Below are 13491 nucleotides of genomic sequence, written 5' to 3'. Positions count from 1 at the left end.
ATCGCCGGTCAATGCCCGGCAAACGCCCCCATCGCGGCGCGACGCTAAACCACGAGAGTGGGCGCTTCAATCTGCCCACGACCGTAGAAGATGGCGACTGGCTGGATGCGCAGGACGCGATCGACGGCGCGCCGCCGGCGCGCCGCACCACGGTGACGGTAGAACATCCGCGCACCATCATCAGCCGCAACATCTCGCCCGACATCGGGTTCGATCGTTCGATCAACCCGTATCGAGGATGCGAGCATGGCTGCATCTATTGCTTCGCCCGGCCGACACACGCCTTCCACGACCTGTCGCCGGGGCTGGATTTCGAGAGCCGGCTGTTCGCCAAGCCCGACGCCGCCGCGCTGCTGCGCGCCGAACTCGCCAAGTCCGGCTACGAGGCGAAGCCGATCGCGCTCGGAACGAACACCGATCCCTATCAGCCGATCGAGGCCGACTGGCGGATCACCCGCGGCATCGTCGAGGTGCTCGGCGAAACGAGCCACCCGCTGACGATCACGACCAAGTCCGACCGCGTGCTGCGCGATCTCGACTTGCTCGCACCCATGGCGGCGAAGGGCGTCGCCGCGGTGACGGTGTCGGTGACGTCGCTCGACCCGAAGATCGCGATGACGCTGGAACCGCGGGCGCCGCATCCCGAACGCCGGCTGACCGCGGTGCGGCGGCTGGCGGATGCGGGCGTCCCCGTCCATGTCTCGATCGCCCCCGTCATTCCCGCGATCACCGATCACGAGATGGAGCATATCGTCGAACGCGCCGCGGAGGCCGGGGCGCGCGGCGTGTTCTTCCTGCCGGTCCGCTTGCCGTACGAGGTCGCGCCGTTGTTCCGCGCCTGGCTCGACACGCATTTTCCCGATCGTGCGGGGAAGGTGATGGCGACGATCCGGTCGCTGCGGGGCGGCCGGGACAACGACCCGGATTTCTTTACCCGGATGCGGGGGGAAGGGCCGTGGGCGGACCTGATGCAGACGCGGTTCCGGCTGGCGTGTCGCAAGCACGGACTTGGGCGGGAACGAATCGTGTTGCGGACGGACCTGTTCGGGGCACCCAGGGGGCCGCAGGGGGAGTTGTTCTGAACCGACGACCCGCCCCCTCACCGTCATCCCCGCTTTCGCGGGGATGACGGTGAGGGGGGTAATCGACGCAAAGGTCACACCACCCCCGCCCGGCACGCCATCAGCGGCTGGATCCGCGTTCCGAACGCCTCTACCCCCGCCTCGAAATCGTCGAACGTCAGCAGCACCCCGCCGGTATTCGGCACCTCCGCCATCTCGTCGAGCATCCGCGCGACGCTTTCGTACGATCCGACCAGGGTCCCCATGTTGATATTCACCGCGCCCTCCGGTGCGGCGAGTTGGCGGACATTGGTGTCGGTGTTGACCGTGTCCTTCGCGCCCTGATCGGCGAGCCATGCGATCGCCTCGACATCGACGCCGGCGTTGTACGCACGCCATCTCGCCATCGCTTCGTCGTCGGTCTCGGCGGCGATCACCATGACGAGGACGAAGACCGATACCGCCCGCCCGGTCTTCGCTGTGGCCTTTACCAGCCGCGCGTTGTTCGATGCGAAGGCGGTCGGCGTATTGACCCCCTTGCCGAGGCAGAAGGCATAATCCGCCCATTTCGCCGAGAACGCGAGGCCGTCGTCGGACGATCCCGCGCAGATGATCTTCATGTCGCCGTCGGGTTTCGGCCGGACGCGACAGTCCTCCATCGTGTAGTATTCGCCTTTGAAGTCGCTGACCCCGGTCGCCCAAAGTTCGCGCAGGATGTGCGCATATTCGCCCAGCATCTTGTAGCGATTGCGGAAATGTTCGTCGCCCGGCCACAGACCCATCTGGGTATATTCCGGTGGTTGCCAGCCGGTGATGAGGTTCAGCCCGAACCGGCCATGGCTGATCGAATCGATCGTATTGCACATCCGCGCGGCGAAGGCGGGCGGGATGACCAGTGTCGGGCAGGTCGCGAAGATCTTGATCTTCTCGGTCACCGCGGCCAGCCCGGCCATCAGCGTGAAGCTTTCCAGCCCGTACTCCCAGAATTCGGTCTTCCCGCCGAACCCGCGCAGCTTGATCATCGATAGCAGGAAGTCGAATCCATATTTCTCCGCCGCCACCGCGATGCGTTTGTTCAGGGCGAACGACGGCATGTACTGCGGGGCCGCCTCGCTGATCAGCCACCCATTGTTGTTGATTGGCACGAAGACGCCGACCTGCATTCGCTCACTCCGCTTCGCTGTCGAGCCAGTCGAGCAGCCACATGTTGAAATGGTCCGCGCGCGTGATGTTGCAGGCATGCCCCCCGCTCGCCATCCGCGCGAGCTGCGCATCGGGCAGGCCCTTCGCCAGCACGTCCGAACAGCCATGCGGGACGAGCATGTCGTCGTCGCTGGCCACCAGCAGCGTCGGCACCGCGATGTCCGGCAGGCGATGGAGAAGGTCGAAGCGGCGGGCGGCGGCGATACGGCGCTGGACCATCTCGGCACCGGGAAAATGCGCGATGCCCGCCTCCTCCTCGTCCGCAAGACGAGCGTGATGATCGGATATCCAGGGTGCGGGATAGAGGAACAGCGGCTGCGCATGCAGATACGCCCGCGCCCCGCTGTCGCGGAGCAGCGACAGCCGGGTGTCGAAGCACCGCGCGGTATGCGGATCGAGCCGCGCCCAGCCGTTGATGACCACCAGTCGCGCCAGCAACGCCGGCTCGGCCAGCGCCGCGGCCAGCCCGATCAATCCGCCGATCGCATGGCCGATCAGCGTCGGCTTCACGACGCCGGTCTCACGGATGAGCAGCGCCAAGTCCGCCGCCATCGCTTGGATGGTCAGGTCGCCGGGCACCTCGCGCGACGACCGGCCGGTGCCGCGGTGGTCGTAGGCGATCACACGGTGACGCTGGGCGAGCGCGGCCAGATTGGATTGCCAATAGCCCGCCGATCCGCCCAGTCCGGACGACAGGATGAGAACGGGCGCGTCGGCGGGGCCGTGCTCGTCCCAGAAAAGTCCCGACGCCTCGGGCATCAGCCGATATGCGCCACGGAGGCGATCTCGACCAGGCATTCCGGCTTGACCATTTCGACGATCAGGCAATAGCGCGCCGGCTTCGCATCCGGAAAATATTCGGCATAGACCTCGTTGAACGCGGCATAATCGCCGAGATATTTCAGGAAGATATGGTTCATCGCGACATCGGCCATCGTTGCGCCGGCGGCTTCCAGCGTGGTCTTGATCGTGTCGAGCACATGCTTGGTCTGCAACCGGACATTGCCCGGGTTCAGCACCGCCCCGCCTTCGCCCAATGCCAGCACGCCGGAGACATAGACGGTATTCCCCGCCTTCGCCGCGGCGGAATACGGCGCGATCGGGGTCGGGAATTGCGGCGGGTTGATGGCTTCGAAGGGCATGTCTTAATCCTTGGATATCTGGCCGAAGCTGCCGCAGAAATCGGCGACGGTAGAGACCCAGCCGAAGAATGTCTCGACATTGTAGACCGTCGCCTCCTGCATCATCGGCGGACCCAGGTGATGCGTCGCATCCTCCAGCATCACGCCGAAATATTCGAGGTGGAAGCCGTCGCGTAGCGTGGATTCGACGCAGACGTTGCTGGCGATCCCCACGAAGACGATGTTGCGGATGCCGCGCGACCTGAGGACGCTGTCGAGCTGCGAGTTGAAGAACGCGCTGTAGCGGGTCTTGTGGACGCGGATGTCGCCGGGCTTTGGTTTCAGCGCGTCGACCAGCTCGTAATCCCAGCCGCCGCGCGCGAGCAGCTGGCCGTGGAGTTCGGGCCGCGTGCGCATCGTCTTCAGCGCGTTCGACTTGTGCCAGTTGGGCGATCCCTGGCCACCCGCCTCGACATAATCGGGGTCCCAGCCGTTCTGCAGGAATATCACCGGCAGGCCCGCGCCACGCGCGGTGTCGAGGACCTGCGCGATCTTGCCGATGACGCTCGCGGACCCCGCGATGTCGAAGCCCGCGAGATCGACGTAACCACCTTCGGTCGCATAGGCGTTCTGCATGTCGATGACGACGACCGCGGTTTCCGCCGGGTCGAGCCGCAAGGCTTCCGGCCGCGCTGGCAATGTGACCGCGGCGGCCGCGTTCGCGCCGGTGCGGAGGATGGGGGCAAGGTCGGTCATGGCGCGCCTGTTCGTTGTGCGACCGCGAAGCTGCGGGGAAGCGGGCGGCGATGCAAGCGTCTTCGCGTCCCGCGGATAGGGCCGATCCGGACTTCCGATAAAGCGGAAGTGGACGAACCACAGGCTACGCTCGGCGCGAAATGTTCTTGTGCGGAGCGTCGTGTAGGTGGTGCGGAACGGAAGCGGGCGCGATCGGGGGCCATGTGGTTAGGTAGAGCGCAAATCGGCGATGTAGGACAGGGTGTTTCCCGGAAACTACCCCCCATCCGTCACCCCCGCTTTCGCGGGGGTGACGGATGGGGAAGCGCGTCAGGGCGGTATGCCGCTACGCCGCGTCGAGCCGGTAATCCCGGTACCGCTCGCGCAGCGCGGTCTTCAGCAGTTTGCCGGTCGCGGTGTGAGGAAGCGCGTCGACGAACAGCACCGCATCTGGCAGCCACCATTTCGCGACATGATCGCCCAGATGCCGCAGGACGTCCGCCGCGGACACGTCGCTGTCCGGCTTTCGCATCACCAGCAGCAGCGGCCGTTCGCCCCACCGCGGATGCGGCACGCCGATCGCCGCGGCTTCGGCGACGCCCACGCAGCCGACCGCGGCGTTTTCGAGATCGACCGAACTGATCCACTCGCCACCCGATTTGATGACGTCCTTCGACCGATCGGTGATCTGCATCGTCCCGTCCGGATGCAGCACCGCGACGTCGCCGGTGTCGAACCAGCCGCCCGCATCGATCGCGTCTTCGTCCGCGCCGAAATAGCGCTTCACGACCCAGGGTCCGCGCACCAGCAGCCGTCCTGCCGATACGCCGTCGCGCGGCAGTACGCCGCCATCGTCGTCGACCACCTGCAATTCGATGCCGAACGGAATCTGCCCCTGCTTCGAGGCCAGGTCGAGCTGCGCTTCCAGCCCCATCTCGTCCCAGTCCGCGGGCAGCGAGCCGGCGGTGCCGACGGGCGAGGTCTCGGTCATCCCCCAGAGATGCGCGACGTGGACGCCCATTCCCATCAGCCGGGCGATCATCGCGCGCGGCGCAGCCGAGCCGCCGATGCTGACGAGCTTCAGGTGACGCGGCACCTCGCCGCTCGCGTCGATATGCTGGAACATGCCGAGCCATACCGTCGGCACCCCGGCGGAATGCGTCACGCGTTCGCGGTTCATCAAGTCGCACAGGACCGCGGGTTCGTTGACGCAGGAGAATACGAACGTGGCCCCCGCCAGCGCGCCCGCGAAGGGCAGGCCCCACGCGGCGGCATGGAACATCGGCACGATCGGCAGCGCGACCGCGCGCGACGACAGATCGAACACCGCGGGTGCCACCTCCGCCATAGCGTGGAGCATCGTCGAGCGATGTTCGTACAGCACGCCCTTGGGATTGCCCGTCGTGCCGCTGGTGTAGCAGAGCATGCACGGATCGCGCTCGGGGCCCTCGACCCAGGCATAGCCACCGTCCTCCGCATCGACGAAGGCGCGGAAGCCGTCCCGGCCGTCGTCATCCATGACGACATAGCGTTCGATCGTCGGCCACCGGTCGCGCAACCGCTCGACGATCGGCTCGAATGCACGGTCGTAGAACAGCACGCGGTCGGCGGCATGGCCGACGATATAGACCAGCTGCTCGTCGAACAGCCGCGGGTTGACCGTGTGGATCACCCCACCCATACCGATCGCGCCGTACCAGGTGGCGAGATGGTGGCCGTGGTTCATCGCGAGCGTTCCGATCCGGTCGCCCGGCCTGCACCCGATCCGTTCCAGTCCCTGCGCACAGCGGCGCGCATCGGCGGCGATCCCGGCCCAGTTCGACCGCGTCTCGCGCCCGTCCGCCCAGCGGGTGACGACCGCGCGGCGTCCGTGTTCGCGCGCGGCGTGATCGATCAGCCGGGGAACGCGAAGCGCGAAATCCTGCATTCCACCCAGCATCGGGGGTCCTCTCGTTCTTATCGGCGGGAGCATAAGCGAGATGGGGGGGAGGACAATCCCTTCCCGCGGTACGACGAAACTGCCCTCACTCTTCCGGCGCTTCACGCCTCCCTTCCCTCTCCCGGCGGGAGAGGGAAGGGGCTCGCGGCCGCAGGCCGTGGGAAGGGTGAGGGCAGGGGCGTTTCTTGCTCCCCCTACCCCACCAGCGCCAGATGCCGCTCGGAACTGACCAACCGCACGTCGGTCACCCCCGCAATCCCCTCGATCCGCGCGACCAGTTCGCCGTCGAGCAGGAAGTCGCGGCCAAGCAGGATCGTCGCATCCCCGTCCGGCAACCGGACGCAAGCCCGGATCTCGCCACGGGCACCACGGTGATCCGCCAGCATCGCCGCCAAGTCCGCGAAGGCACGCGGCTCCGCGACCGTGACGTGAACGACGAACCGCGCGGCGGAGGCCAGAGTCTCGAATGGCTGCAACCGCTTGACCGTCACTCGCGGCGTATCCTCGCCGGGGCGACGATCAAGTTCGACCGTTGCGAGCCCGCAGCCGCCCACCTTCGCCGCTTCCACAAGGTCCGCCGCCACGGCGTCATCGAAACAGGTCGCGACGAACTGCCCGGACGGATCCGACAGCTGCGCCATCATGTACCGCTTGCCGCGCGCCGAGGTGCGCCAGCGTGCCTCCTCGACCAGCACCGCCATCGTCGCACCCGATCGCGTTCCGTCGTCGGGGATCGACAGATCGCCGAGCGCCGCGAAGACGCGTGCGCCGTGCATCTTCGCCAGATGCGAATGCCGGTCGACAGGATGCGCGGAGAAGTAGAAACCGAACGCCTCCTTTTCCTGCTCCATCCGCTGGCTGAGCGTCCAGCGCGCGGTATTGGGCAGGCGGATCGAATCGCCGGCGACGTCGCCCTCGCCGAAAAGGCCGCCCTGCCCGCTCGTCTTCTGGTCGTGGACTCGCGCCGCGACGGCGAGGATTGTCTCCGCAGCACCGTGGATGCCGGCGCGGTTCGCATCGATGCCATCGAACGCGCCCGCCGCGGCGAGCGTTTCGAGCTGGCGTTTGTTGAGGAGCCGGGGGTCGACGCGCCGGGCGAGGTCGTCGAGCGAAGCGAAGCGGCCGTTCGCGGCGCGTTCGGCGACCAGCCGCTCCATCGCACCTTCGCCGACCGATTTCAGCGCGCCCAGGGCGAAGCGAACGGCCAATTTCCCCTCGTCCGCTTCGACCGAGAAATCCGCCGCACTCGCATTCACGCACGGCGGCAATATCGCGACACCCAGCCGCCGCGCATCGTCGACGAAGATCGCCAGCTTGTCCGTCGTCGCCATGTCGTAGCACATCGACGCCGCGTAGAATTCCTGCGGATGATGCGCCTTCAACCACGCGGTCTGATACGCCAGCAGCGCATATGCTGCGGCATGGCTCTTGTTGAAGCCATAGCCGGCGAATTTGTCGATCAGGTCGAACAGCGCGTTCGCCTCGGCCCTGGGGATGCCGTTCACCGTCCGGCAACCCTCGACGAAGCCGGCGCGCTGCGCGTCCATTTCCGCCTTCACCTTCTTGCCCATCGCGCGGCGCAGCAGGTCCGCGCCGCCCAGCGAGAAACCCGCCAACACCTGCGCCGCCTGCATCACCTGTTCCTGATAGACGAAGATGCCGTACGTCTCGGACAGGATCGGCTCCAGCAGGCGGTGCGGATAGACGATCGGCTCGGTGCCCTGTTTGCGACGGCCGAAGCTCGGGATATTGTCCATCGGCCCCGGCCGGTAGAGCGAGACGAGCGCGATGATGTCGCCGAAATTGCTCGGGCGGACCGCGGACAGCGTACGCCGCATCCCTTCCGACTCGAGTTGGAACACGCCGACGGTGTCACTCCTTTGCAGCAGCGCATAGACTGCGGGGTCGTCCCATTCGAGCGTATCGAGATCGACCACGACCCCGCGTTTCGCCAGCAATTGCGCGGCCTTCTGCAACACCGACAGCGTCTTCAGCCCAAGAAAGTCGAACTTCACCAGCCCCGCGCCCTCGACATATTTCATGTCGAACTGCGTGACGGGCATGTCGGAGCGCGGGTCGCGGTACAGCGGGACCAGCTCGGCGAGCGGCCGGTCGCCGATCACCACGCCCGCCGCGTGAGTGGAGGCATGCCGCGGCAGTCCCTCCAGCTTCATCGCGAGATCGAGCAGCCGGCGGACCTGATTGTCGTTGGCATATTCCTTCGCCAGTTCGGACACGCCGTTCAGCGCGCGCTCCAGCGTCCAGGGATCGGTCGGATGATTGGGGATCAGCTTGGCGAGCCGATCGACCTGGCCGTAGCTCATCTGGAGCACGCGGCCGGTATCCTTCAGCACCGCGCGCGCCTTCAGTTTCCCGAAGGTGATGATCTGCGCGACCTGGTCGCGGCCATATTTCTCCTGGACGTAGCGGATGACCTCGCCGCGGCGGGTTTCGCAGAAATCGATGTCGAAATCGGGCATCGACACGCGTTCCGGATTGAGGAAGCGTTCGAACAGCAGGCCGAGCTTCAGCGGATCCAGATCGGTGATCGTCAGCGACCATGCGACCACCGACCCCGCGCCCGAACCGCGGCCGGGGCCGACGGGAATGTCGTGATCCTTCGCCCATTTGATGAAGTCCGCGACGATCAGGAAATAGCCGGGGAACCCCATCTGGATGATGACGTCGAGTTCGAATTCCAGACGGGCGCGATAGGGGGTGGTCCAGTCGCCCGCGCCGTTCGCAGCGAACGATTTCGGCCGGGAAGCCACATCCTCTACCGTTCGTCCTGAGCTTGTCGAAGGACGTGTGGCAACCGGCGCGTCAGGTGCTTCGACAGGCTCAGCACGAACGGTAGAGGGAAGCGCCGCCCGCGCCAATTCCGCGATCTTCGCCAGTCGCGCCTCCAACCCCGCCCGCGCGTCGGCACGCAGCAGCTCCGCCTCCCCCGCCACGTCGCCCGCGAGGCTGGGCAGGATCGGCTTGCGGCTGGGTGCCATCACCGCGCAGCGCTGCGCGACCACCAGCGTGTTCTCCACCGCCTCGGGCAGATCGGCGAACAGGATGCGCATCAACTCCGCGTCCTTCAGCCACGCCTCGGGACAACTGCGCGGGCGGTCTTCGCTTTCGACATAGCTCGAACTCGCGATGCACAGCATCACGTCATGCGCATCGCCGAACGCACTTTCCGCGAAGCAGCAGGGGTTGGTCGCGACCAGCGGCAGGTCGCGCGCATAGGCGAGGTCGATCAGCGCAGCCTCCGCCGCCGTCTCGGTCGCGTCGCCGCGCCGCGCGATCTCGACATAGAGCCGGTCGCCGAACAGCGTCTGCAGCCGGTCGGCATAATCCGCCGCTTGACGCGGTTGTCCCTCCGCCAGCAACCGCGCGAGCCCGCCCTCGCCGCCAGCGGTCAGCGCGATCAGGCCATTCGCACGCGCCGCCAGCACGTCGAACGCGACATGCGCGGGTTGCTCGATCGGCCGGTCGAGATGCGCCATCGACACCAGCGCGCACAGATTGTCGTAACCCGCCTTGTCCTGCGCATAGAGCGCGATCCAGTCGAGCGGCGGCTCCACCCCCTCGGGCATTCCCGGCCGCGCGACGCCGAGCATGGTGCCGATGATCGGCTGCACCCCGTCCTTCTTCGCGGCATCCGAAAACGCCATCGCGGCGTAGAGCCCGTTGCGATCGGTCAGAGCGGCGGCGGGGAAGCCAAGCGCCTTTGCCTGTTTCGCGATCGCCTTCGGCTCGATCGCGCCGTCGAGCATGGTGTAGGACGAGAAGATACGGAGCGGCACGAACCCTGAATGCATTGGGGAACGGTAGGCCCCCGGGCGCGATTCGACCAGCGATTGAAACCCCGCGCCGCCGCAATCTCCACCCCGGCGAAAGGGCGGGGCCCGGTTGCGAGACGCGTGTTGCAGCGCGACGCCCTTCCTTACCTCGACCGTCGCAGCCGGGCCCCGGCCTTCGCCGGGGTGGGAACGCCAGGGGAACTGCCCCCCGCCATCATCCGTTGCGCCCCCGAGACGATTTGGAAGGCCCGCCTGTGATTGACACGATCCGCGACCCGCTCGGCGTCGATAGCGGCAGGACGATTGGGGCCGGCTGGGGCTGGATCATGGCGTACGGCATCCTGTCCGTCCTGATCGGGATCGCCGCCTTCGCCTGGCCGTTCGCCGCGACCTATGCCGCGACGCTGATCGTCGGGCTGTTTCTGATCGCCGCTGGCGCGGTGTCGATCGCGGCGGGTGTCGCGGCGCACGATCATCACGGCCGCGGCTATGCGATCGGCTTCGGTGTCGTATCGCTCGTCATCGGGCTGGTGATGGCGTTCGATCCGCTGAGCGGTGCGATATCGCTGACCGTCCTGGTCGCGGTCTGGCTCGGCCTGCGCGGGGCGATGGAGCTCGTCGTCGGGTCGCGCATCCGCCGCGGACACGGATTGATGATCGGGCTCGGCATCGTCAACATCCTGCTCGCCATCTACATCTTCGCCACCCTGCCCTGGTCGGCGCTCACTCTGCTCGGGTTCATCCTCGGAGTCAGCTTCCTGTTCGGCGGTGTCACGGCGATCGTCGCAGCGACGCGCCACCGGGACGGTGCGGAGCCGTTCGCCATCCCCAACTGAACGCCAATCATCGAATTTCACCGGAGGACGAAATGACCCGAACGACCCTATCGATCGCGGTGATCGGTTCGATGATCGCGCTTGCCGGTTGCAGCCATTCGGCACGGCCACAGCCCGAAATCGCCAAGGTACCGGACGTTTCGGAAGTTTTGCCCGTAAGTCCGGCCGTCCCGTCGGCAGGCGCAAACCCGACCGTCGGCGGTGCGCAGATGCTGCCGTCCCTGACGATCGTCCAGAACGCCGCGAACGCGCCCAACCTCTCCACGCTGGTCGCGGCGGTAAAGGCGGCGGATCTCGCCACGACATTGTCCGGCCCCGGCCCCTTCACCGTCTTCGCACCGACCAATGAGGCGTTCGGCCGGCTGGCACCCGGCACCGTGGACACGCTGCTGAAACCGGAAAACAAGCCGTCGCTGGTGAAGGTCCTGACCTATCATGTCGTTGCGGGGAATATTTCGGGTGCGCAGCTGATGCAGCGGATCGCGGCCGGCGGCGGCAGTGCCACGCTGACGACGGTAGACGGCGAACCGCTGACCGCGACGATGGCGAACGGCGTGATCGCGCTGACCGATGTCAACGGCAACAAGAGCTATGTAGAGACCGCAGATGTCCGGCAATCGAACGGCGTCGTCCATGTCGTCAACGGTGTGCTGATTCCGAAATTGGGATGAGTCCCGTTCCCGCGAACGCGGGGGTCCAGGGGCCAGGAGCGATGACCTTCGCAACCCTGGGCTCCCGCTTTCACGGGAGAACGGTTCCTATAAACCACAAGCGTTCGCAAATTTGCCCGCTAAACAGGCAGTATGCACCTTCCTGCCCAATTTGACGGCACGGATTTCCGCGGATTCTCGGTTGCCCGCAAGCACGCCCGGTGGCACGATCGGTGCACGGTGCCATCGAGGCGGCATGCGCATAGCCGGGGACGAAAAACGACGTGAAGAAGGTCGAGGCGATCATCAAGCCGTTCAAGCTCGACGAGGTGAAGGAGGCGCTGCACGAGATCGGCGTGTCGGGCATTACCGTCACCGAGGCGAAAGGCTTCGGCCGGCAGAAGGGGCATACCGAACTGTATCGCGGGGCCGAATATGTCGTCGATTTCCTGCCCAAGGTGAAGCTGGAGGTCGTCGTCGAGGATGGTCTGGCGGCGCGCGTGGTCGAGGCGATCGCCGCCGCCGCGCAGACCGGGCGCATCGGCGACGGCAAGATCTTCGTCATTCCCGTCGAAAGCGCGCTTCGTATCCGCACCGGCGAGCGCGACGACGCCGCGATCTGACACATATTCCGTTTAGACATAGGGACACAAACACATGGCGAATTCGCCCCACGACATCCTGAAGAAGATCAAGGAAGAGGAGATCGAATGGGTCGACCTCCGCTTCACCGACCCCAAGGGCAAATGGCAGCATCTGACCATGGTCGCGGGCGTGATGGGCGAAGACGAGTGGACCGACGGCCTGATGTTCGACGGATCGTCGATCGAAGGCTGGAAGGCGATCAACGAGAGCGACATGACGCTAAAGCCCGATCTGGACGCGGTCTATACCGATCCGTTCTCGGCGACGCCGATGCTGATCGTATTCTGCGACATCGTCGAACCGTCGACCGGCGAACTCTATTCGCGCGATCCGCGCTCGACCGCCAAGCGGGCCGAGGCGTATCTGAAGACGACGGGCGTCGGCGACACCGTGTACGTCGGCCCCGAGGCCGAATTCTTCATGTTCGACAATGTGCAGTTCGACACGAGCTACGCGCAATCCTATTTCAAGATCGACGACATCGAACTGCCGACCAATACCGGCCGCGAATATGAGGGCGGCAACCTGGCGCACCGGCCGCGCGTCAAGGGCGGCTATTTCCCGGTCGCGCCGGTCGACTCGGCGGTCGACATCCGCGGCGAGATGGTCTCGACGATGCTCGAAATGGGCCTGCCCTGCGACAAGCATCACCACGAGGTCGCCCCCGCACAGCACGAACTCGGCCTGACGTTCGGCACGCTGACCACCACCGCGGACCGGATGCAGATCTACAAATACGTCGTCCACCAGGTCGCCGCCGCTTACGGCAAGACCGCGACGTTCATGCCGAAGCCCGTCAAGGAGGACAACGGTTCGGGAATGCATACGCATTTCTCGATCTGGGACGGCGGCAAGCCGCTGTTCGCCGGCAACGGCTATGCCGGGCTGAGCGACATGTGCCTGTTCTTCATCGGCGGCATCATCAAGCATGCCAAGTCGCTGAATGCGTTCACCAACCCCTCGACCAACAGCTACAAGCGGCTGGTCCCGGGATACGAAGCGCCGGTGCTGCTCGCCTATTCGGCGCGCAACCGTTCGGCCTCGTGCCGCATCCCTTACGGCACCGGCCCCAAGTCGAAGCGGGTCGAGGTGCGCTTCCCCGATGCGCTCGCCAACCCGTATCTGGCGTATGCGGCGCTGATGATGGCGGGCATGGACGGCATCGCGAACAAGATCCACCCCGGCGAGGCGATGGACAAGAATCTGTACGACCTGCCGCCCGCCGAACTCGCGCAGGTGCCGACGGTCTGCGCGTCGCTGCGGGAGGCGCTCGACAGCCTGGCGGCGGATCACGATTATCTGCTGAAGGGCGACGTGTTCGGCAAGGACCAGATCGAATCCTACATCGAACTGAAGTTCGCCGACGTGGCCCTGTGGGAAATGACGCCGAGCCCGGTAGAATATGACATGTATTACAGCGGCTAAGCCGTGCCGGCCGGTGCGGCGGTGCGCGAAGGCGCACAGCCGCCGTCGGCCGGCGCAGGGACGCTGCGGCCGACGACGTGGC

Annotated in this window: 11 protein-coding genes; 5 read left to right on the top strand and 6 right to left on the bottom strand. The window is 66.1% G+C overall.

Annotation, left to right across the window (positions count from 1 at the left end; translation table 11 throughout):
* The first annotated feature begins 11 nt into the window (after positions 1–11).
* On the top strand, positions 12–1082 hold the full coding sequence (locus HUU99_RS07005; RefSeq protein WP_174285859.1) for a PA0069 family radical SAM protein: 1071 nt from the start codon (positions 12–14) through the stop codon (positions 1080–1082).
* A 74-nt stretch (positions 1083–1156) separates the two neighbouring features.
* Here the strand turns inward: HUU99_RS07005 and rutA are convergent, their stop codons facing one another.
* The 6 genes from rutA to dnaE all read right to left on the bottom strand — a co-directional run bounded on the left by rutA (position 1157) and on the right by dnaE (position 9871).
* A complete protein-coding gene (gene rutA, locus HUU99_RS07000; protein WP_174285858.1) occupies positions 1157–2224 on the bottom strand; it encodes a pyrimidine utilization protein A in 1068 nt (355 codons plus the stop codon).
* A gap of 4 nt (positions 2225–2228) precedes the next feature.
* A complete protein-coding gene (gene rutD / locus HUU99_RS06995) occupies positions 2229–3023 on the bottom strand; it encodes a pyrimidine utilization protein D (protein ID WP_174285857.1) in 795 nt (264 codons plus the stop codon).
* A complete protein-coding gene (locus HUU99_RS06990) occupies positions 3023–3406 on the bottom strand; it encodes a Rid family hydrolase (protein WP_174285856.1) in 384 nt (127 codons plus the stop codon). Before HUU99_RS06990 ends, rutD begins: the two co-directional genes overlap by 1 nt.
* Positions 3407–3409: 3 nt before the next feature.
* Positions 3410–4141 (bottom strand): pyrimidine utilization protein B, encoded by a 732-nt coding sequence (rutB, locus tag HUU99_RS06985; protein WP_174285855.1) that lies wholly within the window; start codon positions 4139–4141, stop codon positions 3410–3412.
* A 325-nt stretch (positions 4142–4466) separates the two neighbouring features.
* Complete coding sequence (locus tag HUU99_RS06980) at positions 4467–6059, bottom strand: long-chain fatty acid--CoA ligase (RefSeq protein ID WP_174285854.1); 1593 nt, start codon at positions 6057–6059, stop codon at positions 4467–4469.
* Positions 6060–6253: 194 nt separating this feature from the next.
* A complete protein-coding gene (dnaE, locus tag HUU99_RS06975) occupies positions 6254–9871 on the bottom strand; it encodes a DNA polymerase III subunit alpha (RefSeq protein ID WP_174285853.1) in 3618 nt (1205 codons plus the stop codon).
* Positions 9872–10107: 236 nt separating this feature from the next.
* On the opposite strand from dnaE, the gene HUU99_RS06970 reads away from it, so the two are divergent.
* The 4 genes from HUU99_RS06970 to glnA all read left to right on the top strand — a co-directional run bounded on the left by HUU99_RS06970 (position 10108) and on the right by glnA (position 13409).
* Positions 10108–10689 carry an HdeD family acid-resistance protein gene (locus tag HUU99_RS06970; RefSeq protein ID WP_254602999.1) on the top strand — a complete coding sequence of 194 codons (582 nt, stop codon included), beginning with the start codon at positions 10108–10110 and terminating at the stop codon, positions 10687–10689.
* A 32-nt stretch (positions 10690–10721) separates the two neighbouring features.
* Positions 10722–11360, top strand: a complete 639-nt coding sequence (locus HUU99_RS06965) for a fasciclin domain-containing protein (RefSeq protein WP_174285852.1) — start codon at positions 10722–10724, stop codon at positions 11358–11360.
* Positions 11361–11623: 263 nt separating this feature from the next.
* On the top strand, positions 11624–11962 hold the full coding sequence (locus tag HUU99_RS06960; RefSeq protein ID WP_174285851.1) for a P-II family nitrogen regulator: 339 nt from the start codon (positions 11624–11626) through the stop codon (positions 11960–11962).
* Positions 11963–11996: 34 nt separating this feature from the next.
* Positions 11997–13409, top strand: a complete 1413-nt coding sequence (gene glnA / locus HUU99_RS06955; RefSeq protein ID WP_174285850.1) for a type I glutamate--ammonia ligase — start codon at positions 11997–11999, stop codon at positions 13407–13409.
* Positions 13410–13491: the final 82 nt, after the last annotated feature.

It is taken from the genome of Sphingomonas bacterium (assembly GCF_903642285.1).
GTDB lineage: Bacteria > Pseudomonadota > Alphaproteobacteria > Sphingomonadales > Sphingomonadaceae > Sphingomonas.
Note: the sequence above shows the minus strand (reverse complement) of the source record. Positions and strands in the feature narration are given on the sequence as shown.